This is a genomic window from Streptomyces sp. NPDC043738 (genome assembly GCF_056436545.1).
Genome location: NZ_JBWKCJ010000001.1, coordinates 582,362 through 604,372 on the forward strand (window position 1 = coordinate 582,362; position 22,011 = coordinate 604,372).

The 22,011-nt window shown below is 72.9% G+C and carries 20 protein-coding genes and 1 pseudogene; 14 read left to right on the forward strand and 7 right to left on the reverse strand.

The window, feature by feature from the left end; all coding sequences use genetic code 11:
* The first annotated feature begins 178 nt into the window (after positions 1–178).
* The 4 genes from AC0680_RS02630 to AC0680_RS02645 are packed head-to-tail and all read left to right on the forward strand — an operon-like array spanning position 179 to position 4,043.
* A complete protein-coding gene (locus AC0680_RS02630) occupies positions 179–2,665 on the forward strand; it encodes a sensor histidine kinase (RefSeq protein ID WP_478624307.1) in 2,487 nt (828 codons plus the stop codon).
* Positions 2,662–3,075: a roadblock/LC7 domain-containing protein gene (locus AC0680_RS02635; protein WP_478624309.1), complete on the forward strand. Its 414-nt coding sequence runs from the start codon at positions 2,662–2,664 to the stop codon at positions 3,073–3,075. The genes AC0680_RS02630 and AC0680_RS02635 overlap by 4 nt, the downstream gene beginning before the upstream one ends.
* Before the next feature lie 10 nt (positions 3,076–3,085).
* On the forward strand, positions 3,086–3,466 hold the full coding sequence (locus AC0680_RS02640; protein ID WP_478624311.1) for a DUF742 domain-containing protein: 381 nt from the start codon (positions 3,086–3,088) through the stop codon (positions 3,464–3,466).
* Positions 3,447–4,043: a GTP-binding protein gene (locus AC0680_RS02645; RefSeq protein ID WP_478624313.1), complete on the forward strand. Its 597-nt coding sequence runs from the start codon at positions 3,447–3,449 to the stop codon at positions 4,041–4,043. The genes AC0680_RS02640 and AC0680_RS02645 overlap by 20 nt, the downstream gene beginning before the upstream one ends.
* A gap of 64 nt (positions 4,044–4,107) precedes the next feature.
* Here the strand turns inward: AC0680_RS02645 and AC0680_RS02650 are convergent.
* The 6 genes and pseudogenes from AC0680_RS02650 to AC0680_RS02675 all read right to left on the reverse strand — a co-directional run bounded on the left by AC0680_RS02650 (position 4,108) and on the right by AC0680_RS02675 (position 9,643).
* Positions 4,108–5,182, reverse strand: a pseudogene (locus AC0680_RS02650) (NAD(P)-binding domain-containing protein).
* A 65-nt stretch (positions 5,183–5,247) separates the two neighbouring features.
* Entirely contained in the window at positions 5,248–6,453 is a 1,206-nt protein-coding gene (locus AC0680_RS02655; RefSeq protein WP_478624315.1) for an LLM class flavin-dependent oxidoreductase, read from the reverse strand.
* Between the two features lie 238 nt (positions 6,454–6,691).
* Positions 6,692–6,778 (reverse strand): putative leader peptide, encoded by an 87-nt coding sequence (locus AC0680_RS02660; protein ID WP_478624474.1) that lies wholly within the window; start codon positions 6,776–6,778, stop codon positions 6,692–6,694.
* Positions 6,779–6,979: 201 nt separating this feature from the next.
* Positions 6,980–7,630 carry a LuxR C-terminal-related transcriptional regulator gene (locus tag AC0680_RS02665; RefSeq protein ID WP_478624317.1) on the reverse strand — a complete coding sequence of 217 codons (651 nt, stop codon included), beginning with the start codon at positions 7,628–7,630 and terminating at the stop codon, positions 6,980–6,982.
* Positions 7,594–8,868 carry a sensor histidine kinase gene (locus tag AC0680_RS02670; protein ID WP_478624319.1) on the reverse strand — a complete coding sequence of 425 codons (1,275 nt, stop codon included), beginning with the start codon at positions 8,866–8,868 and terminating at the stop codon, positions 7,594–7,596. Before AC0680_RS02670 ends, AC0680_RS02665 begins: the two co-directional genes overlap by 37 nt.
* On the reverse strand, positions 8,858–9,643 hold the full coding sequence (locus AC0680_RS02675; RefSeq protein WP_478624321.1) for a lysostaphin resistance A-like protein: 786 nt from the start codon (positions 9,641–9,643) through the stop codon (positions 8,858–8,860). The genes AC0680_RS02670 and AC0680_RS02675 overlap by 11 nt, the downstream gene beginning before the upstream one ends.
* Before the next feature lie 160 nt (positions 9,644–9,803).
* Between AC0680_RS02675 and AC0680_RS02680 the strand changes: the two genes are divergently transcribed.
* The 5 genes from AC0680_RS02680 (at position 9,804) to AC0680_RS02700 (ending at position 13,162) form a co-directional block, all read left to right on the forward strand.
* On the forward strand, positions 9,804–10,226 hold the full coding sequence (locus AC0680_RS02680; protein WP_478624322.1) for a secondary thiamine-phosphate synthase enzyme YjbQ: 423 nt from the start codon (positions 9,804–9,806) through the stop codon (positions 10,224–10,226).
* Between the two features lie 161 nt (positions 10,227–10,387).
* Positions 10,388–11,002, forward strand: a complete 615-nt coding sequence (locus AC0680_RS02685; protein WP_478624323.1) for a nucleotide-binding protein — start codon at positions 10,388–10,390, stop codon at positions 11,000–11,002.
* The gene (locus AC0680_RS02690; protein WP_478624324.1) at positions 10,999–11,265 is read left to right on the forward strand and encodes a hypothetical protein; all 267 of its coding nucleotides are present in this window, start codon (positions 10,999–11,001) and stop codon (positions 11,263–11,265) included. The genes AC0680_RS02685 and AC0680_RS02690 overlap by 4 nt, the downstream gene beginning before the upstream one ends.
* A 202-nt stretch (positions 11,266–11,467) precedes the next feature.
* Positions 11,468–12,037, forward strand: coding sequence for a dienelactone hydrolase family protein (locus tag AC0680_RS02695; RefSeq protein ID WP_478624326.1), 570 nt, complete (start codon positions 11,468–11,470; stop codon positions 12,035–12,037).
* Positions 12,038–12,436: 399 nt separating this feature from the next.
* Positions 12,437–13,162, forward strand: coding sequence for a hypothetical protein (locus AC0680_RS02700; protein ID WP_478624328.1), 726 nt, complete (start codon positions 12,437–12,439; stop codon positions 13,160–13,162).
* A gap of 118 nt (positions 13,163–13,280) precedes the next feature.
* Here AC0680_RS02700 and AC0680_RS02705 read toward each other — a convergent pair whose 3' ends face one another.
* A complete protein-coding gene (locus tag AC0680_RS02705; protein ID WP_478624330.1) occupies positions 13,281–13,670 on the reverse strand; it encodes a VOC family protein in 390 nt (129 codons plus the stop codon).
* Positions 13,671–14,175: 505 nt separating this feature from the next.
* On the opposite strand from AC0680_RS02705, the gene AC0680_RS02710 reads away from it, so the two are divergent.
* From AC0680_RS02710 to AC0680_RS02730, 5 genes are read left to right on the forward strand one after another with little or no spacing between them, the layout of a single operon-like run.
* Positions 14,176–15,444, forward strand: coding sequence for a phenylacetate--CoA ligase family protein (locus tag AC0680_RS02710; protein WP_478624332.1), 1,269 nt, complete (start codon positions 14,176–14,178; stop codon positions 15,442–15,444).
* Complete coding sequence (locus AC0680_RS02715) at positions 15,441–16,784, forward strand: MFS transporter (protein ID WP_478624334.1); 1,344 nt, start codon at positions 15,441–15,443, stop codon at positions 16,782–16,784. The genes AC0680_RS02710 and AC0680_RS02715 overlap by 4 nt, the downstream gene beginning before the upstream one ends.
* Positions 16,781–17,926, forward strand: coding sequence for a GNAT family N-acetyltransferase (locus AC0680_RS02720; RefSeq protein ID WP_478624335.1), 1,146 nt, complete (start codon positions 16,781–16,783; stop codon positions 17,924–17,926). Before AC0680_RS02715 ends, AC0680_RS02720 begins: the two co-directional genes overlap by 4 nt.
* Entirely contained in the window at positions 17,926–19,101 is a 1,176-nt protein-coding gene (locus tag AC0680_RS02725; protein ID WP_478624337.1) for a LuxE/PaaK family acyltransferase, read from the forward strand. Before AC0680_RS02720 ends, AC0680_RS02725 begins: the two co-directional genes overlap by 1 nt.
* Positions 19,098–21,641: an acyl-CoA reductase gene (locus tag AC0680_RS02730; RefSeq protein WP_478624339.1), complete on the forward strand. Its 2,544-nt coding sequence runs from the start codon at positions 19,098–19,100 to the stop codon at positions 21,639–21,641. The genes AC0680_RS02725 and AC0680_RS02730 overlap by 4 nt, the downstream gene beginning before the upstream one ends.
* Positions 21,642–22,011 lie beyond the last annotated feature (370 nt).

Genomic DNA, 22,011 nt, shown 5'->3' on the forward strand with positions numbered 1-22,011 from the left:
TGAGGAATTCATGCGCGTACGACAGAACCCGGATCGTGCCGGGGGTGTACGAGGTGCACCGCCATCCGGTGCCGGGACCGTGAAAACGCTCCCGGTGATTTCCGGGGCCGACCCCGAATCCGGCCCCAAGGGCGGTGATTGGAGGGGGAATTACGGCGCTCGCTTCCCCCTCCCGCTGATGCCCCGATCCGTACGCTCGAAGATCGTCGCGCTGCTGATGGTCCCGGTGGTGTCCCTCATCGCCCTGTGGGCCTTCGCCACCGTCACTTCCGCACGGAACGTCTCCGATCTCGACCGGCTCAAGGAGATCGACGCCACCCTCGTGGCGCCGGTCGGCGACTTCGCCGCCGCCGTACAGGACGAGCGAAGCGCCGCCGCCCGCGCCCTGGCCGCCCCGAGCGCCGCGCGGCAGCAGACGCTGCACGACCGCCGGCGGGCCACCGACGCCGCCGTCACGGCCCTCCGGGACGGCGTCAACGCGGGCAGCGCCGACGCGGAGGGCGCCGACGCCGATCTGCCCGGCAGGATCGACCGGCTGATGCGCGACGCGGACGGGCTTTCCGCGCTGCGTGCGCAGCAGACCGCGACCGGGCCCGCCGCGGACCGCGCCGTCGCCCGCTACACCGACATCGTCGAACACGGCCTGGCCACCGTCGGGGCCCTGACCGGCCTGCAGAACCCGGCCGGCAGCTCGGAGCCGCGCGTCGTCCTGGAACTCGCCCGGGCCCGGGAGGCGATCGCCCGCGAGGACGCGGTGCTCGGCGCCGCACAGGCCTCCGGACGGATGTCGTCCGACGGGTTCGACTCCTTCATCGGTGCCGTGCACACCCAGCGCGAGCTGTTCGCCGCCGCGGTCGACGACCTGCGGACCGAGGACGCCGCGGCCTACCACCGGATCCTCGACGGACCGGCGTACCGTGCGCTGCGGGCCGCCGAGGACGCCGTACGGCACGCCGGCGCGGGCACCCCCGCCGCCACGGCCGTCCCCGCCGCCCAGTGGAGCCAGGCCAACGGCACGGTCCTGCGCGAACTGCGCGCGGCGCAGCGGTCGGCGAGCACCGAGGCGGCCCGCGACGCCCACCCGCTGTCCCCCGACACCCTCGGCGGATCCGGCCTCGCCGTCGTCCTGGGACTGGCCGGGGTGCTGCTCTCCCTGCTCATCTCCGTCAAGATCGGCCGCCGGCTCGTCGTGGAGCTGGAGGAACTGCGCAACTCCGCCCTGCGGATCGCCGGCCACGACCTGCCCCGGTCACTGCGGCGGCTGTACGCGGGCAAGCCCGTCGACATCGACGCCCTCGCCCCGCCCGGAGCCGACCGCGGCACCGGCCGGGACGAGGTGGGCCAGGTCGGCGAGGCCATGGTGGCGGTGCACCGCGCCGCGCTCAGGGCCGCCGCGGACCGTGCCGCCGCGCTCAGCGGCATCTCCGGCGTCTATGTGAGCCTCGCCCGCCGCAGCCAGCTGCTGCTGCACCGTCAGCTCGCCCTGCTGGACACCATGGAACGCCGTACCGAGGACCCGGTGGAGCTGGAGGACCTCTTCCGGCTCGACCACCTCACCACCCGGATGCGGCGGCACGCCGAGAGCCTGATCATCCTCTCCGGCGCCGCGCCCGGCCGCGGCTGGCGCCATCCCGTTCCGCTGCTGGACGTGGTGCGGGCCGCGGTCGCCGAGGTCGAGGACTTCGCGCGGGTGGAGGTGCTCGGCGTCGCCGAGGCCCGGCTGACCGGTGACGCGGTCGCCGATGTCACCCACCTGCTGGCCGAACTCGTCGAGAACGCGGTGATGTTCTCCCCGCCGCACACCAAGGTGCGGGTGCACGCCGAACGCGTGGGCACGGGCATCGTGCTGGAGATCCAGGACCGCGGGCTCGGCATGGGCAAGGAGGCGCTGCAGGAGGCCAACCGCCGCATCGCGGACGCCGACGAGATCGACCTCCTGGACACCGAGCAGCTCGGCCTCTTCGTGGTCAACCGGCTCGCCCACCGCCAGCACGTCCAGGTGACGCTGCAGCCGTCGGTGTACGGCGGCGTCACGGCCGTGGTGCTGCTGCCCGACGCCCTGCTGGCCGAGGGCGACGGCGACCCGGCACAGGACGGGGGAGAGCGGTCGCCGTTCCGCCGACGGCCCTCCGTCGTGCGGGCACTGGAGCCCGCGGCCGCCCGGCGCGGCGCCCTCCCGCCGGCCCCGACCCCGTCGGCGCCCGTCCCGCCGCGCCCACCGAACCCTCCGGCACCGCCCCCGCCGCCCCCGCCGCTCCGGCCCGCGCCGGACACCGCCCCCGTCCCCGCGCCGACCGCCCCTCCGGAGCCCGCCATGCCGAAGGCCGTCCCGGCGGAGGCCGTTCCCGCGCAGGCCGCCACCGCCGGCCCCGCGCCCGCGGAGCCCGACCCCGTCCTGCCTCGCCGCGTCCGGCAGGCCAGCCTCGCACCCGCGCTGCGCGGGACCCCGCAGCAGCAGCGACCCGAGTGGGTGCCCCGTACCGAGGGCACCCCCACGCCGCGCCGCTCCCCGGAGCAGGCCCGCGCCACCATGGCGTCCCTGCGCGCCGGCTGGACCCGTGGCCGTGACGCCACCGGCCGGCCACCGCAGGGCCGTTCCCCGCACGACGACCGGCAGCACGACGGTGCGCAGCAGCATCCGCCCCGAGGAGAAGAGACACCATGACCGCCGAACAGCACCCGCACCTCTCCGGTGAACTCAACTGGCTTCTCGACGACTTGGTCTCCCGCATACCGGAGATCCGCTGCGCCGTGGTCCTCTCCGGCGACGGTCTGCCCGTCGGTACGTCGAGCGGACTGACCCGTGACGACAGTGAGCGGTTCGCCGCCATCGCCTCCGGCTTCCACAGCCTCGCCAAGGGAGCCGGCCGGCACTTCGCGGCCGGCCAGGTCGTCCAGACCATGGTCGAGCTGGAAGGCGGCTTCCTCTTCGTCGTGGCGGCCGGAGACGGGTCGTGCCTGGGGGTGTTCGGCGACGCCGAGGCCGATGTCGGCCTGGTCGCCTACGAGATGGCCCGGCTCGTCAAGCGGGTCGGTGAGCACCTCGGCACGCCCGAGCGGGCCGGTGCGAAGTGACCGGCCGCCCATGACCGACTCCACCCCGCACTGGTACGACGACGAAGCGGGGCCGATGGTCCGGCTCTACGCGATGACCGCCGGGCGGGCCCGGCCGAGCAGTGCGGCCTTCGAGCTGATGGCCGTGGTGCAGGCGGAGCCCGGCCCCGACGGCAGCGACCCTCCCGTGCTCTCGCCCGAGCAGCTCGCCATCCTCGCGCTGTGCGGTGACCGCCCCCGCCCGGTGGCCGAGATCGCCTCCGACTCCGGACTGCCGCTCGGTGTGGTCCGCGTGCTGCTGAGCGATCTGCTCGCGGCGGAACTGATCCGCGTCAACCCCCCGGTGCCGCCCGCCCAGTTGCCCGACGCGCACATTTTGAAGGAAGTGATCGATGGACTCCGCGCGCTGTGACGCCCTGCGCTCCGACTCCTTCATGGCCCTGAAGATCCTGGTGGCCGGCGGGTTCGGGGTCGGCAAGACGACGCTGGTCGGCTCGGTCAGCGAGATCCGTCCGCTCAGCACGGAGGAACGGCTCACCGAGGCCGGCCGCCCGGTCGACCGGCTCGACGGGGTCCCGGACAAGACCACCACGACCGTGGCGATGGACTTCGGCCGGATCACCATCCACGACGACCTGGCGCTGTATCTGTTCGGCACCCCGGGGCAGGACCGCTTCTGGTTCCTGTGGGACGAGCTGGCGCAGGGCGCGCTCGGTGCCGTGGTGCTGGCCGACACCCGACGGCTGGCCGACAGCTTCTCGGCCATCGACTACTTCGAGCACCGCGGGATCCCGTTCGTGGTGGCGGTCAACTGCTTCGACGGCGCCCGGGCGCACCGGCCCGAGGAGGTGGCCGGGGCCCTGGACCTCGACCCCGGCACCCCCGTGGTGCTGTGCGACGCCCGCGACCGCACGTCCTGCAAGGAGGTGCTGATCGGCCTCGTGGAGCACGCGGCGTCGTCGTACGAGGCGCGGCTGCAAGGCGTGTGAGGGCACGGTGGGCGGGCGCCTGCGGTGCGCCTCGCGTGCCGCACGCGCCCGCCCACCGTGCCCGTCACCCGACGGCCACCGCCGGCTCGCGCGCCAGCAGCCGGCGGATGTCCCGTACCGCGGCCCGGCCCGCCCGGTTGGCGCCGATGGTGCTCGCCGACGGCCCGTAACCCACCAGGTGAACCCGTGCGTCGCGCACCGCACGGGTGCCCGCCATGCGCCTCGCGCAGCTTCAGCGGGGCGAGATGGTCGATGGCGGCGCGGAACCCGGTCCCGTACAAGATCGTGTCGGCCTCGACCGTGCGCCCGTCGGTCCAGCTCGCCCCGGTGGGCGTGAGCCGCTCGAAGAGCGGCAGCCGCTCCAGCACGCCGCTCTCGCGGGCCCGCCGGATCGCGTCCGTCATCGGCAACCCGGTCACGCTCACCACGCTCCGCGGCGGCAGCCCCTGCCGGACCCGCTCCTCGACCAGGGCGACCGCGGCCCGGCCCTCGGCCTCGCCGAAGGAGCCCTCGCGGAAGACCGGCGGCCGACGCGTCACCCACGTCGTGGCCGCCGCGACGGGAGCGATCTCCAGCAACTGCTGTACGGCCGAGGTCCCGCCGCCCACCACCACGACCCGCGCCCCGCGGAACCCCTCCGGCCCGGCGTACTGGGAACTGTGCAACTGCCGCCCGCCGAACGTCTCCTGCCCGGGGAACCGCGGCCAGAACGGCCGGTCCCACGTACCGGTGGCATTGATCAGCGCCCGTGCCGCATACGGCCCCTGTGACGTCTCGACGAGCAGCCGCCCGTCCTCGCCCTCGCGCACCGCCAGTACGCTCACCGGTCGGTGCACCCGCAGCTCGAAGGCCTGCTCGTAGCTGTCGAAGTACGCGCCGATCACCTCGGACGACGGCCGCCGCGGATCGGCGCCGGTCAGCTCCATCCCCGGCAGCGCGTGCATGCCGTGCACCTTGTCGTACGTCAGCGTCGGCCACCGGAACTGCCAGGCACCGCCGGGCCGCGGAGAGTGATCGAGCACCACGAAGTCCCGGTCCGGTTCGTACCCCGCCCGCCGCAGATGGAAGGCCGCGGCCAGTCCCGCCTGCCCGGCCCCGACCACCACGACCTCGACCGCACGCACCCCGGTGTAGTTCATGCTTCTACAAACCGGGGGAGGGAGTGATCTCTTCCCGGGCTCCCCGGCACGTGTTCCGCCCCGCCTCAGCGCCCCCCGGTGATCAGCAGCGGCGCACCGCCCGGCGCGGACGCCGGCCGGCCGTCGGCGGCCGGTACGCCCGCCAGCGGCGACGGTCCGGGCTCCAGCAGACCACGGGCGGCGAGCTCCGGCCGTACGCCCTCACCGAACCAGTACGCCTCCTCCAGGTGCGGATACCCGGACAGCACGAAGTGCTCGACGCCCAGGGAGTGGTACTCCTCGATCCGGTCGGCCACCTCGGCATGGCTGCCGACCAGCGCCGTGCCCGCGCCCCCGCGCACCAGCCCCACCCCCGCCCACAGACCGGGCGAGATCTCCAGCCGGTCGCGCGAGCCGCCGTGCAGCGCGAGCATCCGCTGCTGACCCACCGACTCGCTCCTGCCCAGCGCCTGCTGGGCGGCCGCGACCGTCCGCGGATCCAGGTCGTCCAGCAGCCGCCCGGCGGTCGCCCAGGCCTCCTTCGACGAGTCCCGCGAGATCGTGTGCAGCCGGATCCCGAACCGGACCGTACGCCCCTCCTCCGCCGCCAGCCCCCGGATCCAGTCGATCTTCTCCTTCACCTGCTCGGGCGGCTCGCCCCAGGTCAGATACACATCCACGTTCCGGGCGGCGACCGGCCCCGCGGCCGCGGACGACCCACCGAAGAAGATCTGCGGCAGCGGGTCCGGCGGCAGCGCCGTCAGCCCGCCCTGCACCTGATAGTGCGCGCCCCGGAAGTCGAATGGCTCACCGCTCCAGACACCCCGTACGACCTGCAGAAACTCATCCGTACGGGCATATCGGCGATCGTGGTCGAGATGATCGCCGAACCGCTTCTGCTCGGTCGAGTCACCGCCGGTGACCACATTCAGCAGCAGCCGCCCGCGCGAGATCCGCTGATAGGTCGCGGCCATCTGCGCGGCCAGTACCGGCGAGATCACCCCCGGCCGGAACGCGACCAGGAACTTCAGCCGCTCGGTGACCTGGGTGAGCGCGACCGTCGTCAGCCAGGCGTCCTCGCACCACGTTCCGGTCGGTGTGAGCACCGCCTCGAAGCCCAACTGCTCGGCAGCCTTGGCGATTTGGGCCAGATACTCGATGTCCGGAGCCCGTACCCCGCTCACCGGGGTGATGCGGTCCCGCCGGATGCCGCCGTCGGTGTAGGCGTGCCGGTCGACGAGCGTCCGCCCGTCGCCGCCGGTCGGCAGAAACCAGTGCAGGTGTACGGACATCTCACTCGGCCTTTCCGTAGGTACGCGGCGCCGTGGTCGACGGCGGCAGATCACCGTTGAAGCGGGGGTGGGGAGAAAAGGAAGGAAGAGCACGCCGGAGAGGGCCGGCCGGTGGCGGCACAAAGCCGGCACCACGCACTTCAGCGCGACAAAAACCCGTGCGCCGACTCAACAGCGGGCAATGGAGGGCGGGCAAGAACGGAGACGGCCCGAAGTCTCGAAAATCAGCGTCGGGACATCAGCACGCGCCGCGACGACACGCGGCGGACGCCACCCGCACCAGGTCGATATGACCGCGCGTGGTGAGCAGGGCTGAAGCAGACATGTCGCCGAACGTAGCGGTGCCGTCCGAGAGGGGTCAAACACCGTCTCGGCAACTGGACCTTTGTTGCCGGAGCATGGCGGGAACACGGCTTCGCCCTTGCGGGAAACGCCTGCCGCGCCCATTTCCCCGCCGGCGGATACCGCCGCATTGCCCGGCAGCAGTCGCCCTGGACCGGGACGAACCCGCGGCGCGCGCCCGCGCTCAGCTCCTGAGATAGGCCAGCACGGCCAGCACCCTGCGATTGTCGTCCGTCGACGGGCTGATCCGGAGCTTGGTGAAGATACCGGCGGTGTGCTTGGCGACGGCGCTCTCGCTGATGTGCAGACCACCGGCGATCGCGGCGTTCGACCTGCCCTCCGCCATCAGTTCCAGGACGTCGCGCTCACGTGGCGTCAGGCTCCCGATCGTGCCGCGGGCGTCGCCGCGCGACAACAGGCGGGAGATGACCTGGGGGTCCATCACCGTGCCGCCGGCGGCGACGCACCGCACCGCGTCGACGAACTGCTCGGTGTGGGTCACCCGGTCCTTGAGCAGATACCCGACGGCTCCCTCTCCTCCGGCCAGCAACTCGTTGGCGTAGAGCTGCTCGACGTACTGGGAGAGGACGAGGACGGGCAGGCCGGGGCGCCGGCGACGGGCCTCCAGGGCCACCTGCAGGCCCTCGTCGGTGAAGGTCGGCGGCAGCCGCACGTCCACCACCGCGATGTCCGGTGCCGCGTCGCCCTCGTCGAGCAGCGCACGCAGCAGGGACGGGCCGTTGTCCACCGCCACGACCTCGCAGCCGTGCTCCCGGAGTGTGCGGGTCAGCCCGTCCCTCAGCAGGAAGAGGTCTTCGGCGAGGACAACGCGCACGGAATCTCCATCGTCACGGTGGTCGGTCCGCCCTGCGGGCTGTGCAGGGCGAGAGTGCCATCGAAGGTATCCAACCGCTGCCGCACGCCGGCCAGTCCGGTACCCCGGGAGAGGTCGGCACCCCCTTGGCCGTCGTCTGTGACGACGATGCGCAACAGGCCGTCCTCGTGTGTCAGGGCTATGTGGACCTCGCGGGCTCCGGAGTGCTTCGCCGCGTTCGCCAGCGCCTCGCTCACCGCGAAGTAGGCCGCGGACTCCACGGGCGCCGGGTGCCGGCCCGGCAGCCGCGCGGCGACATGGACGTCGAGGAAGCTGTCGAGCGCCAGCGACCGGACCGCGTCGCCCAGGCCGCGGTCGGCGAGGACCGGCGGGTGGATGCCGTGGACCAGGTCGCGCAGGTCCTGCAGGGCCCGCTCGGACGTGCTGCGGACCTCCAGCAGGAGTTCACGTGCCGCCTCCGGGTCCGTCTCCAGCAGGCGGGTGGCCCGGTCCAGTGTCATCCCCAGGGCGACCAGCCGGGCCTGCGCGCCGTCGTGCAGGTCTCGTTCGACGCGCCGCAGCTCGGCGGCGAGGGTGTCCAGGGCCCGGCCGCGGGTGTCGGTGAGCCGCTCGATCCGCCGGGTGAGCTGCGTGCTGCGCGGTGCCGACAGCAGCGGCCGGCTCACCCGGGCGTGCAGGCGGAGCACGGCGGGGGCGGCGAGCAGGCCGGCGGCCATGAAGACGAGCCCCAGCAGCAGCGCGGCGAGCATGGTCGCGGTGGTGTGCACCGGGACGAACGCGTACCAGTTGCCGTCGTCGATGAGCCGCCAGACGAAAGGCTGCACCAGCGCGCCGAACGCCCCGTACTCGACCAGGGCGAGGGGGAGGGCCACCAGGAGCCCGCCGGTCACCGGCTCCCACCACGCCCACCCGACGTCACGCCAGAACCCCTCGTCGGCCAGGATCGCCCCCGACCTCTTGCGGGCGTTCGCACCGGGGGCGGCGGGCAGCGGCTCGGGCGGGCCGAGACGGACGTCCGTCCAGCGGGCGGTGCGCGAGCGGGAGCGGTCGGACAGCGCGCGCAGGGCTCGCGCGGCAGGCGGCAGCAGCCGGAAGCCGATGCCCACCGGCAACAGCAGCAGCGCCAGTACCACCAACGAACCGGCCGCCGACGCCGCGAGCGCATGCAGACTCGTCAGCTGGCACCGGCCGAGGGCGATACCGGCGCGGGCGACGACCTCGCGCGGCTTATCGAACATCTTCCATGATCGCGGTGAGCTTAGCCGGTGCCGCCGCCGTCGCCCACCCCCGCCCGGCGCCCAGCAACGTCCACCCGACCGCCGCCACCAGACACGAGACGCCGAACAGCACCATCGGGAGCACCGCGCCGGACTCCTCGTCCATGAACAGCAGCATGCCGAGGTTGACCAGCGCGTGGAAGCCCCCCGCGAACAGCAGCCCGCAAGCCCGCGCTCCTTCGAGGGCCCACCCCATCACCACCGACATGGACACCGCCGCCACCAGGAACGCCCCCGCGTACACGGGGTGTTGCGCGAACACCTGGACGTGCCAGACGCCCCACACGATGCCCACCGCGACCGAGGAGGCAAGGGGCCCGAAACGCGTGCGCAGCAGCGGCTGCAAGAAGCAGCGCCACCCGATCTCCTCGCCGCACGCGCCGATCAGCTGCGCCGAGGCGATCAGCGCGAACGGGGCATCCGGACGCGTGAACCGCATGTCCCCGCTGAACGCCGCGTACGCGCCGGCACTCACCGCGATGATCAGCGGCGCCGTCACGATCAGCGCCGTCCCATGGCCGCCGCCCCGCCGGCCGCTCGTGAGCAGCGCCCGTACGCGCCCCGGCCACAGCATCGCGGCGACCCCCACCCCGAGGGCGGGACCGAACTGGGTCAGCTGGATCACCTCGACCGATATCCCCGTCGTGGGCTGGACCGCGCCCAGCACGCCGGCTGCCAGGAAGGTGACGGCGAGGAACGAGGCCATCGCCCTGATGTCCACAGGTGTCATTCGCATGACACCGACGATGCCGCCTCACGGGGCCGTCGCCATTGGACCTGCATGCCGGCCGGGGGTGTACCTGGGTACACCCCCGGCCACGGCCACCGGCCCCCATCAGGACCCACCCGGCCGAGTCGCCTCCCACCGGCCCCGTCGACTCTGAGAAGGTCCCTCCATGGCTGAGACCTTCACGACACGAGAGATCGACGTACGGACCGGCTCCCGCGAGACGGTCCACGACCTGACCCGGGAGTGCGCGTCCTTCCTGCGGGACGTCGCCCAGGGACGTGACGGGCTGCTGAACGTCTTCACCCCCCACGCCACAACGGGCGTCGCACTGGTGGAGACCGGCGCCGGCAGCGACGAGGACCTGCTGACCGCCCTCGGCGACCTCCTCCCCGCGGACGACCGCTGGCAGCACAAACACGGAAGCCCCGGCCACGGCCGCGACCACGTGCTCCCCGCGCTCGTGCCCCCGCACGCCACACTGCCCGTCATCGGGGGAGAACTGGCGCTGGGCACTTGGCAGTCGGTGTGCCTGGTCGACACCAACGTCGACAACCCGGATCGGCGGGTGCGGTTGAGCTTTCTCGGTTAGGGCACGCTCGGACCGCCACGGACACGGTCGGCCGTGACCACGACCGGGTGCCCGCCGTTCCTCACTGCTTACGGGTGAACCACGAAGCCACGCCCTCGCGGCGACCGAGACTGGACGATCATGACCGTTATTGTCAGCTTGTGCCATTGAGCTGTGCGTTTGTGAACCTCAAACCCGGCGTCGGAAAGACGACGAGTGCTGTGTGGCTGGCCCACGCGCTCCATGAGTCGGGTCTGTCGCCGCTGCTGGTCGACGGGGACCCGGCCGCGTCCGCGCTGCGCTGGAGCGAGCTGGCCGGTGGCTTTCCGTTTCCGGTGATCGCCCTGCCGGTGGGGGACGTCCACCGTCGCGTGAACGACTTCCTCGGCAACCGGCAGGCCGTCGTGCTCGATGCGCCCCAGCTGGAGGACCATCCCCGCATCGCCCGCAGCATCATGAGGTACGCCGGTGAGTGGATCGTGCCCGTGACCCCCGCCCCCATCGAACTGGACCGGATGGCTCCCATCCGCGGTGAGATGGCGGACGTGCAGTCCCTGCGCGCCGAACCGGCCCGCACGGCGGTCCTGCTCAATCGCACCAACCGTCCCGATGCCACGCGCACCGGGCCCGACGCCGACGCTCGCGAGGCACTCACCGAGCGGGGTTTCGAAGTGCTGGACACCCAGATCGCGCGGCTCGACCTGTACGCCCAGTCCTTCGGGAACCCGGTCCAGGCCAAGGGCTCGGCGTACATGGACTTCGCGGAGGAACTGATCAAGCGTCAGGATGAGGTATGAGCCAGCGCAAGGACAACTACCGCGCGGCATTGCAGCGCGAAGCGCGCGGCGATCGCGGGCGGGACGGCTCCGCACCCCGGCACACCAAGGTCACCACGCTGCAGAGCCGATACATCAGGGTGACCCTCGAGGTGGATCCCGACCTCCAGGGCGACCTGGCGCGATGGGTGGGACGGCCGGTCTCCTCGGTCGTGCTCGCCGGCACGGGCCTCCTGCGTACCCTGGTCGCCACCGTGGGCAGGGTGTCCCGGCCCGAAGGCTAGGTCGGTTCGTCCCGCATCGTGTGTGTCGGTGACCGTTGTTGCAGTACGGCGTGGCGTCCGCGTCGGTCGGGCCGGCCGTGCCGACGCGGAAGATGCGCGCGGTGCGGCCGTAGCAGCGCTCGTCGACGGCCCGCACCCCGCGGGTCCGCACGACGTTCTACAGTTCCGGATCATTCGCTTCCCACAAGCAAGGGGTTCGGGCATGACACAGGTCGTACTGTTCCATCACGCGCAGGGGCTGACTCCCGGAGTCGCCGCTTTCGCCGACGAACTCCGCGCGGCCGGCCACACCGTCCACACGCCCGATCTCTTCGACGGGCTTGCCTTCGGCTCCCTTGAGGAGGGCATGGGCCACGTCGAGCAGATCGGCTTCGGCGAGATCACCGACCGCGGCGTCCGTGCGGCCGAGCACCTGCCGCAGGACACCGTTTACATCGGCTTCTCGCTCGGTGTGCTGCCCGCCCAGAAGCTGGCGCAGACCCGGCCGGGTGCGCGGGGCGCCCTGCTGTTCCACGCCTGCATCCCCGTGTCGGAGTACGGCGCGGCCTGGCCTCACGGTGTGCCGGTACAGGTGCATGCGAAGGAAGGCGATGCGTTCTTCGCCGAGGACATCGACGCGGCCCGCGCACTCGTCTCCGACTGCGCCGACGCGGAGATGTTCCTGTACCCCGGAGACCAGCACTTGTTCGCGGACGGTTCGCTGCCTTCCTACGACCCGGACGCCGCCGCGCTCCTGACCCGGCGGGCGATCGAGTTCCTCGGCTCGCGCTAGGCCGGGTCCGGCCGGTCATGCGCCGGGCCGGACACGAACGGCCGCGACGGTCACGGTGCCGCAAGAGAACCTGCGCCCTCCACGCGTTCGCTGTCGGCCAACCGGGCAAGCCGGGGGTCGGCAGGGCGTAGTGCCGCACCAGGGGCGCATCGGTACAGCTCGGGCCTGGCGAGGGGGCGGGGTGGGCCGGACATCGCCGCGCCAGTAGGGTGCCGCAATCGGGGGGGGCGGGGGCGGCGACCGGAGGAAACGGACAACCGCATGGACTACTGCGTGGGATGCGGGAGCTATCTCGATGGGGCGGAGGTGTGCCCGACGTGTCGCCGTGCCCATGGTGGCGTAGCCACCGGGTACCCCTCAGCACGGCCGCACCCCCTCTACCGGAGCGACGTACCGCCGATGCCCGAGCCGCCGGTCTACGGGCACACGGGAACCTACGGGTACGACGGGAGCCTCGGGGCCCCGCACACCTACGAGCAGACGCAGGCGTACGAGCCCCTGGAGTCGTACCAGACCGGGCCCTTTCCCGAACAGGGCGGCCAACCCGACGGACCCGGCCCGGCCGATGGAGACTTCGACCCCGGCACGGCCGCCGGATCCGACGCGGCTGCGGCTGCCGGTGAGGGCGACGGAGCGTACGCCTCCCACCGGACGTCGACGACGCGCCGCCGCAGCAAGGGCCCGCGCCGGGCGCGACGCCGCAAGGGCGGCAAGACCAAGCTGGCCCTCGGCGTCGCCGGTGGGGTCGTACTGGTCGGCGTCGTCGCGACGGGCCTGTCGGGGGAACTGCTGCCCACTGGTCCGACACCCGCAGAGCACACGGAGTCGCAGGCGTCGCCCACGCCCGTCGACGCGTCCGCCACCGCGCAGCCCGCACCGGGCCGGACCGCGGGAGAGCCGGCTCGCCCGTCGCACACCGCGAAGCCCTCGACATCGGCATCGGACGTCTCCGTCTCCCCCTCCGCGGTTCCCGCAGCCGCGACCACGGCGCCGCCCGCCGCCACCCGACCCCCCGCCGAGGAGCCACCCCGGCCACAGCCCTCACCCACGAACGCGGGGTCGAACCCGACGCCCGCACCACGCCCCACACGGCCGCGGACCTGCTTCCTCTTCTGGTGCTCCTAGCCGATCGACACCAAGGGGACTGGTGCCGGGACCGGGTTCTCCCCGGGCAAGACCGTCGGCCGTGAGCAGCCGCCGAGGGCCGCACCCCGGAGGGAGGTGCAGCCCTCGGCGGGTGTGCTTACGAAGGCCAGCCGCCGTAGGGCACGGTGATCAGTTCCATGGCGTGGCCCGTCGGGTCCATGAAGTACACGCCGCGGCCGCCGTCGTTGTGGTTGATCGTGCCGGGCTGCTTCTGGTGGGGGTCGGCGTAGTGTTCGATGTCGCGCCGCCTGATCTGCGCGTACGCCGCGTCGAACTCCTCCTCGGAGATCAGGAAGGCGTAGTGCTGCGGGGTGATCCTGTCGGCGGGGATCGTGGCGAAGTCCAGCGTGACGCCGTTGCTCAGGTCGACGGCGATGAACGGGCCCCACTCGGCGGTGATCTCAAGGCCCAACAGGCCCGCGAAGAACTCCGCGGACTCCCGGTTGTCCCGGGCGTGGACGATCGTGTGGTTCAACTCAACTGACAAGGAATGCCTCCGTGGGCATCTCCCAACACCTCCATGCCTCACCCAGCCGGTGACCGACACGCGATGTCGCCAACGATCCTACTCGTTGTCGTCCGCGCGGTGAGCCGGTGGTAGGCGGTCGGCCGCGCGGGGGGCGGAAGGCCGCGGCAACTGCCGTGAGGTGCGGGCGGGGGTGGCCGCGGACATGACCGCGGCCGGCGTCTCGCGGTCACCCGCCCGACCGCCACCGCCCCGCGGAATCGATGAAACAGAGGTTTCTGGTCAGCTTTGCCTTGCATGTGTCCAGGTGTGTCTCTCATGTGCGATATCTTCTACGGCGTTCCCTCGTGACGGAACGTCGGATTCGACGACGGCACGACGCCGGGAGGGCGGTACTCACGCCCCCCGCGGAACGACATCGTGAACCGGCACGTGACGCACGGGCGCCTCTCTGCGCCCTCGTCGCAGCTTCGCCGTGCCGGCAGACCCCAACCGCTACCGTCCGCACCACCTAGGCAGAGGCCGCATGTCCGTTCATCCGTTAGCGCACCTCGTACGTCACGCCCGCGACAACTCTCCCTTCTACTCCGAGCTCTACGCGGCGCTCCCGCCGGCCGTGACGGACCTCACCGCGCTGCCCGTCGTGGACCAGGACGCCTACTGGGCGGCCAACACCGTCCAGAACAACCGCGTGCTGACCGGCCCGCTGACGGAGGCGGTCGTCTACAAGACCGGCGGAACCACCGGCGCGCCGAAGTTCTCGTACTACGGCCGTGAGGAGTGGCGGGAGTTCGTCACCGCCTTCGGCCAGGGCCTCGTGGACGCCGGGCTGCGTCCGGGGCACCGGGTGGCGGACCTGTTCTACGCCGGCGACCTGTACGCCAGCTTCCTCTTCGTCCTGGACTCCCTGGCCCACGCCCCCGTCGCCAACGTCCGTCTCCCCATCGGCGGGGCCGCTCCCGTGGAGACCACCGTCCCCGCACTCGAGGACTTCCGGGCGCAGGTGGTGGCGGGCACCCCGACCACGCTGTGCCGGCTCGCCGCGCACCTGGTGACCACGGGTCGTCAGCTGCCCGCAGTGGAGCTGCTGTTCTTCGGCGGCGAGCCGCTGTTCGCCGACCAGCGGCCCCTGCTGGCCGCCGCGTTCCCCAACGCCGAACCGCGGTCGCTGGGTTATGCGAGCGTCGACGCCGGCCTCCTCGGCCGTCCCGTCCCCGGGCCGGACCCGCGTGTGCATCGCACCTTCACCCCGCACACCGCCTTGGAGATCCTCGACGAGACGACCGGGGAGCCCATTCGGGAGACCGGCCGGCCGGGGCGCGTCGTGGTGACCCAGCTCTACCGCCGCCTCATGCCCGTCCTGCGCTACCCCGCCGGAGACCGCGCCGAGTGGACGGACCCCGAGGCCGGCTGCTTCCGCATCCTGGGCCGGGCCGACGAGGGGGTGCGCGTGGGACCGGTGTCGCTGTTCGCGCAGGACGCGCAGGACGCCGTCGCCACGGCGGATTCCGGCGGGCGCATCGTGGGCACCCAGCTCGTGGTGCGGCGCTGGGAGGGCCGCGACGGGCTCGTGCTGCGCCTGGTCACGGCGCCCGGTGACGACGGCCGGGGGCTTACCGCCCTGGGCGGTACGGTCGTCGACGGGCTGAACCGGGCCCGGCCGCTGTACCCGGAGAGCGTGGCCGCCGGGCACGTCCACCCGCTCGCCGTCGAGTGGGCACGCCACGCCGACCTGGTGGTCAACCCCCGCTCGGGCAAGCTGGTCCGCGTGGTCGACGAGAGGCCGACCGCGTGACCGCCACCACCGTGAGGCAGCGGCGCAGGCTGCCGCTCGTCCTGCGCAACCGTGCCTTCGGCGCGGTCTGGCTGGGCCAGGTGCTGACCCAGGCCGCGGTACGCATGTTCCAGGTCGGCGTGGCGTGGTGGCTGGTGGCGTACGCGGTCGGCGCCGGACGGGGGCTGGCCTCGGGCCTGTTCATGGCCGTCAGCACGCTGCCGGCCGTGGCGCTGGCGCCCGTGGTCGCCCGGGCCGTGGCCCGTCTCTCGCACCGGTCGGTGTTGCGTACGGCCGCGGCGACGGCCGGTGCCGCCGTCCTGCTGCTGGCCCTGGTGGCGTACGGCAGCGCGCCGCCCGCGGCGGCCGCCTACGCGGCGACGCTGGTACTGGCCTCGTGCCAGGCGTTCTTCGACCCCTGCCTCACCACATCCGTCCCCGAACTCGTCGACGACGAGGACATCGAGGCCGCCACCGGTTTCGAGCTGTCCACACAGTCGCTGGCGAGCCTGGGCGGTGCGCTGCTGGGCGCGCTGGTCGTGGACGCGGCCGGCGTGGCCGGGCTGGCCGCCGGCTGTGCGGCCGCCTACCTGGCCGCCGCGCTCCTCGTCACGACGGTCCGCTTCCGCCCGGCCGCCGCACCGGAGCCGCAGGAGGCGCAGGAGGCGCAGGACGGCGCGGCGGCCGGGGCCGGCACGGCGCGCGGGTTGCGCGAGGTGCTGGCCGGGCTGCCGGCCATCCGGAAGATCCTGGTCTGCTTCACCGCGGCCAACCTGTTCACCACGGCCGTCTTCGTGGTCATCCCGCTCTACACCAAGTCGGAGCTCGGTGGCGGCGGTTCCACCGTGGCGCTGCTGGAAGCGGGGCTGGGCACGGGCACGCTGCTCGGCTCGATCACCGGCGCCCGGGTGCCCGGCCGGCCCACGCGCCTGGGGGCCGTTCTGCTGGCCGTGATGGCAGCGGCGTTCGCCGTGGCCCACCTGGTGGCCGGGCGGCTGGTCCTGGCGGGCTGCCTGGTGGTGGCCGGCTGGTGCGTGGGCGTCATCGGCGTGCGCTTCGTCGCCCTGTTCCAGCGGCTCGTGCCGCCCGCGGACAAGCCCGGCTTCTTCGCCGTCATGCAGGCCGTGCTCGGCGCGTCCTTTCCCGTCGCCTCGCTGCTGTTCGGCCTGCTCGGCGACCACCTTCCGGCGCGGACGCTGTGCCTGGTCCAGGCCGCGGGGCTGGTGCCCGCGGCGATCGCGCTGGCGCTGCTGCGCGGGCCGGACGCGGACGGCCGGGATCGCGGGCAGGCCGGAGTGCAGCAGCAGCCCCACCCGTCCGATCCGTCCCCTGAGTTCGTGGCCACCGGAGGAGAACGATGACCGCCGCGATCGTCCCGGCGTCGCCGGCCGACATCGCCGAGCTGCGCCAGCTCTACTACGCCGTCTACGGGCCGCACTACCCCGGTGCTCTGGGGACCGACCCCGCGGAGATGTCGCGGCTCATCGGCGACCCGGACACGCTCTGGCTGGTCGCGCGCTGCCCGGACACCGGCGCCCTCATCGCGTCGGCCGCGATCCACGGCGAGCCGGGCGGCCGGGTGGGCCGGCTGGAGGGCCTGGCCGTGCACCCCGGTCACCGGGCCGGCGGGCTGGCCTCGGCGCTCACCGACGAGCTGTGCCGGCGCACGCTGGGGACCCGTCGCCTGGATTCGGTGTACGCCACCGTCCGTACCGTCGGCGCCGGTCCGCAGCGTGTCGTCGCCCGCAACGGCTTTCGGCCACTGGGCCTGCTGGCCAACGCCGTGGACCTCAGCACCCGTGAAAGCCTCGCGCTCTACGCGCGTCATTCCGCGGGCGTGCTCGACCGCCGCGTCCCCGTCGCCGAGGTGCCGGCCCCGTTGGCCCCCCTGCTCCGTGCCGCCGAACGCAGCCTGGGCATCGACTACGGACTGACCCGCACGACCGCACCGCGCCCCGTGCCGGCCCGCCCGGCCGCCCCGGCCGACCGGCTGGAGATGATCGAGGCACCCGGCTTCGTCCGCCGCCGCTTCCGCGACCGGTTCCCCGGCGCCGAGCGCTGGTTCTACCCACTGCACCTGCCCAACACCCTGCTCGTGCCCGACGACGACGGTTTCGAGGTGTACGCGTACCTCAACCGGGCCGGACGCTACTGCTCCCTGGTCGCCGCGCACCCCGAACCGGAGGCCGCGGCCGCCTGGCTGGAGCCCGTCAACCGGGTCCTGACCAGGGCCGGTGCCGGTTACGTCGAGGCGCTGCTGCCGCTGGCGCGGCACGACCTGCTGTCGACGTTCCTCGCGCAGGGCTTCATCCCCAGCGCGCTCTATCCGGCGATGCGCCCCGAGCCCGACGGCGACGGCCGCCACGACTACGTGGTGATGTCGCGGACCGCCGAACAGATCGACTTCCGCGGCGTGGTCGCCGACGGCCCCCTGCAGCCCTACCTGGACGCCTACTTGTCGACCTGGGCGTCGACCTACCTGCCCCCTTTCGAGGTTGCCTGATGACCGTGAGCAGTTCCCTCGTCAATCCCCACCTCGCCCCCGTCGAGGTCCCCGACCCCACCCTGCTGCCGCGGGTCCAGGAGCTGTGCGATCTCACCGATCCGTACGCCTGCGGCCCCCGGCAGGACGAGCTGTTCGCCGCGGCCATGGCGGAGATCAACGCCTGGCACGCGGACCGCTCCCCGTTCTTCCGCTCGCTGTCGGAGCGGGCCGGCCGGGGTGCGGCCGAGGCGTACGGCGCTCCTCTCCTGCACGCCAACTTCTTCAAGCGGCACGAGGTGCTCTCCATCCCCCGGGACGAGGTGGAGTTGCACCTGACCTCCTCGGGCACCACCGGCCAGAAGTCGCAGATGTTCTTCGACCGCTGGACCATCCGCGCAGCCCAGCGCATGGTCGCCCGGATCTTCGAGCGCAACGGCTGGATCACTCCCGACCAAGAGGTCAACTACCTGCTCTACAGCTACGAGCCGGCACCCGGCCTGAAACTGGGCACCGCCTTCACCGACAACTACCTGTGCGACTTCGCGCCCGCCCGGCAGGTGGAGTACGCGCTGCGGCACACCGGCGGCGGCCACGAGTTCGACCCGTTCGGCACCGTCGCCGCGCTACGGCGGTTCGCCCAGGACGACGCACCGGTGCGGATCCTGGGCTTTCCCGCCTTCCTCTGGTTCACCCTGGAGCGGATGCGGGCCATGGAGCTGCCGCCGCTGCGCCTCCCGGAGGGCTCCCTGATCGTGCTCGGCGGTGGCTGGAAGGGCCACACCGACCGGCAGATCGGCAAGGAGGAGCTGTACGCACGCGTCACCGAGCAGCTGGGTGTGCCGTCGGAACGGATCCGCGACACCTTCGGCTCGGTCGAGCACTGCGTTCCCTACATCGAATGCGACCACCACCGGCTGCACGCCCCCGTGTGGTCACGGGTGTTCGTCCGCTCGACACGCACGCTGGAGCCGTTGCCCCACGGCGAGCCCGGTTTCCTCCACCTGGTCTCCCCGTACATCACCTCCGTGCCCGCGCAGAGCGTCGTCATGGGGGACCTGGCGACCCTGCAGCCGGGCCGGGAGTGCCCGTGCGACCTGGACACACCCTGGTTCACCGTCCTCGGCCGGGCCGGAGTGAGCCGCAACCGAAGCTGTGCGGTGGCCGCCGCCGAACTGATGAAGGGACTGTCGTGACGACACCGCCTGCGAGCACACCAGCCGACCTCCACCACTACTGGCAGAACTCGTTCATCGGCGAGGAGGAGGCGGGCCGCCGCCTGGCGACCCTGGCCGACACCGTCGAGGCCGTCCTCGCCACCCCGATCGACACCGCGGCCGTGCTGTCCGCGTGCGACGCGCTGGCCACCGCCCTGCTCGACCCCGCGCACCCGACGCGTCTGCGCCTGGCCGCACAGCTGCCCGCCGACGAGGACGAGGGCGTGCTCGCCGAACTGGGCCTGGCCCTCACCCGCGCCGAGCTGACCCGCAAACTCCGTCGCGAACTGGGCGGCACGGCGCCCCGGCGGCTGACCCGGCCCGACGCGAAGGAGACCGCCTACGAGGCATGGGCGCCGGTGGGTCTGGTCGCCCACATCGCGCCCGGCAACGCCGCGACCGTCGCCCCGCTCAGCGTCGTCGAGGGCCTGCTCACCGGCAACGTCAACGTGCTCAAGACCAGCTCCGGCGACTCGCTGTTCGCCCAGCACGTCCTGGCCGAACTGGCCGCGCTGGACCCCACGGGAGCCGTCTGCGAGCGCGTGATCGTGCTGCGCTTCCCCTCGTCGCGGCAGGAGTGGCTGCGCATGATGTGCGCGCCCGCCGACGCGGTCGCGGTGTGGGGCGGGGAGGCGGCCGTCGCGGGCGTCGCCGAACACGTACCGCCCGGCTGCCGCCTGGTGGAGTGGGGCCACAGGATCTCCTTCGCCTATCTGGCGCGCGCCGCCTGGCACGACGACCAGGCGCTCGCGGCACTGGCCGCCGACGTCTGCGCATACGAGCAACAGGCGTGCTCCAGCCCGCAGGTGGTCTACCTCGACACCGACGACGAGGAGGAGGTCTTCGCGTTCGCCGAGCGTCTCGCCGGCGTGCTGGCCGCGGCGCCCGCCCCGGCCGCCGACCCGCCCGGCATCGCAGAGGAGGCGGAGGTCACCACCACCGAGCTGATCGCCCGGCTGGAGGAACACCTCGGACTCACGCGCGTCCACGCGGCGGCCGACGGCTCCTGGCGCGTGATCGCCGATACCCGGCCGGCGCTCACCGCGTCCCCGCTGCACCGGAGCATCTGGGTCAAGCCGCTGCCGCGCAAGCGCGCCCTGGCAGTGCTGCGGCCGATGCGCCGCTACCTGCAGACGGCCGGCGTGGCGGGCGATCGCACCGACGTCGCCGAGCTCTCCCACCTGGTGCTGACCGCCGGCGCCACGCGGGTCACGCCGCTGGGCGCGATGCTGTCGGGCTACTCCGGCGAACCGCACGACGGGGTGTACGCGCTGCAGCGCTACAGCCGCCGCGTGGCGGTGCAGGCCGACGAGCGGTTCGCCACCGTGGCCTGCCTCGACGATCTGGTACGCCTGGTGCCGCCGCCCGCGCGGCGCGGGCCGCTGCGCGACAAGGCCGCGGTGCGGGAACTGAACGAGCAGGTCTCCCGGGCCGACGTCGAGCTGTATTTCCGCAGCGGCGGCAGCACCGGCGCCCCCGCGCTGTCGCTGTTCACCTACGAGGACTACGACGCGCAGATGCACGCCGCCGCCCGCGGTCTGCTGGCCGCCGGCTACGACCCGCGCCGCGACCGGACCGCCAACCTCTTCTACTGCGGCGGCATGTACGGCGGGTTCATCAGCTTCTTCTCCATACTGGAGCGGCTGGGCGGGGTGCAGATACCGCTGGCGGCCGGCCCCGACCACCGGGCGACGGCGCAGGCGCTGGTGGAGTGCGAGGTCGACACGCTGTTCGGCATGCCCTCGTACCTGTGGCAGCTGCTGCACGACCAGAGCGACCTGCTGCGCGCCTACGGCGGGATCCGCCGGATCTTCTACGGCGGCGAGCACTTCACCGCCGAGCAGCGGCGGGTGCTCGCGGAGGACTTCGGCATCGAGACGGTCCGCTCGCTCACCTACGGCAGCACGGACCTGGGCCCGCTGGGCTACCAGTGCACCGAGAGCACCGGGGGCGTGCACCACCTCCACGCCGATCTGCACGCCCTGGAGATCCTCGACGTCGACGAGGACCGACCGGTGGCCGACGGCGAGACCGGCCGGCTGGTGTTCGCCACGCGTGCGCGGCGGGGCCAGGACCTGGGCCGGTACGTCATCGGCGACCTCGGCCGAGCCGTACCGGGCCCCTGTCCCTGCGGCAACCGCGCCCCGCGCTTCGAGCTGCTGGGGCGGCTCGGGGACGTGATGCGGGTGGCCACGTACTTCCTCAACTACCGCCGGTTCGTCACGCTCGCCGAGGAGTCCCTGGGCCACCGGGGCGAGACGCAGATCGTGCTCGCCCACGACGGGCTGCGGGAGCACCTCACCGTCCGCCTGGAGCGGGCGGGCGGCGAGCCGCGCGCCCCGCGGGCCCGCGAGGTGTTCCTCGCCGGCTACCCCGAGCTGCGGACGGCCGTCGCCGAGGGGCTGCTGGGGCTGGAGGTGACGGAGACGGACCGCGCCGACCTCGAACGGACCCCCGGCACCGGCAAGCTGCGGAGCGTGGTGGACACCCGTCAGCAGCCGGTCACCGCTCCTGGCTGAGTCGCCGGACCGGGACCTGACCGAACGCCGCTCGGGCCGCCACGAGTTACCGCCGTGTCAGTCCCGGCGGGCACAATCGGGTGACCGTGCCGGGCCGCGGCGTTCGCTCGTGTTCCGGAATGCGGGGGCACTTCTACGGGGGACGGTGGAGAGCGGAGACCGTCGGCGGGATGCCGCCCTACGACGCGTTCATCAGCTACAACGCCAGGAAGGACCTGGCCGATTCGTGGCTGTCCGCCGAACTGGACAACCTCGCGGGCATCTGCCGGGCCGCCGCCCGGTCCCCGGCCCCGGAGCGCAGCCGGCTGCTCGCCGACGCGCTGCGCGGGCACTTCTTCCTCGCCGAGGCGTGGACACGGTGGGACAGCAC

Bases quoted from the DNA above. Each gene is read 5' to 3' on its own strand.
- AC0680_RS02645 (WP_478624313.1), top strand. From the start codon at position 3,447: ATGGACTCCGCGCGCTGTGACGCCCTGCGCTCCGACTCCTTCATGGCC.
- AC0680_RS02710 (WP_478624332.1), top strand. From the start codon at position 14,176: ATGTCCGTTCATCCGTTAGCGCACCTCGTACGTCACGCCCGCGACAAC.
- AC0680_RS02655 (WP_478624315.1), bottom strand. From the start codon at position 6,453: ATGTCCGTACACCTGCACTGGTTTCTGCCGACCGGCGGCGACGGGCGG.
- AC0680_RS02725 (WP_478624337.1), top strand. From the start codon at position 17,926: ATGACCGTGAGCAGTTCCCTCGTCAATCCCCACCTCGCCCCCGTCGAG.
- AC0680_RS02690 (WP_478624324.1), top strand. From the start codon at position 10,999: ATGAGCCAGCGCAAGGACAACTACCGCGCGGCATTGCAGCGCGAAGCG.
- AC0680_RS02640 (WP_478624311.1), top strand. From the start codon at position 3,086: ATGACCGACTCCACCCCGCACTGGTACGACGACGAAGCGGGGCCGATG.
- AC0680_RS02700 (WP_478624328.1), top strand. From the start codon at position 12,437: ATGCCCGAGCCGCCGGTCTACGGGCACACGGGAACCTACGGGTACGAC.
- AC0680_RS02720 (WP_478624335.1), top strand. From the start codon at position 16,781: ATGACCGCCGCGATCGTCCCGGCGTCGCCGGCCGACATCGCCGAGCTG.
- AC0680_RS02680 (WP_478624322.1), top strand. From the start codon at position 9,804: ATGGCTGAGACCTTCACGACACGAGAGATCGACGTACGGACCGGCTCC.
- AC0680_RS02635 (WP_478624309.1), top strand. From the start codon at position 2,662: ATGACCGCCGAACAGCACCCGCACCTCTCCGGTGAACTCAACTGGCTT.
- AC0680_RS02660 (WP_478624474.1), bottom strand. From the start codon at position 6,778: ATGTCTGCTTCAGCCCTGCTCACCACGCGCGGTCATATCGACCTGGTG.
- AC0680_RS02695 (WP_478624326.1), top strand. From the start codon at position 11,468: ATGACACAGGTCGTACTGTTCCATCACGCGCAGGGGCTGACTCCCGGA.
- AC0680_RS02670 (WP_478624319.1), bottom strand. From the start codon at position 8,868: ATGTTCGATAAGCCGCGCGAGGTCGTCGCCCGCGCCGGTATCGCCCTC.
- AC0680_RS02630 (WP_478624307.1), top strand. From the start codon at position 179: ATGCCCCGATCCGTACGCTCGAAGATCGTCGCGCTGCTGATGGTCCCG.
- AC0680_RS02675 (WP_478624321.1), bottom strand. From the start codon at position 9,643: ATGCGAATGACACCTGTGGACATCAGGGCGATGGCCTCGTTCCTCGCC.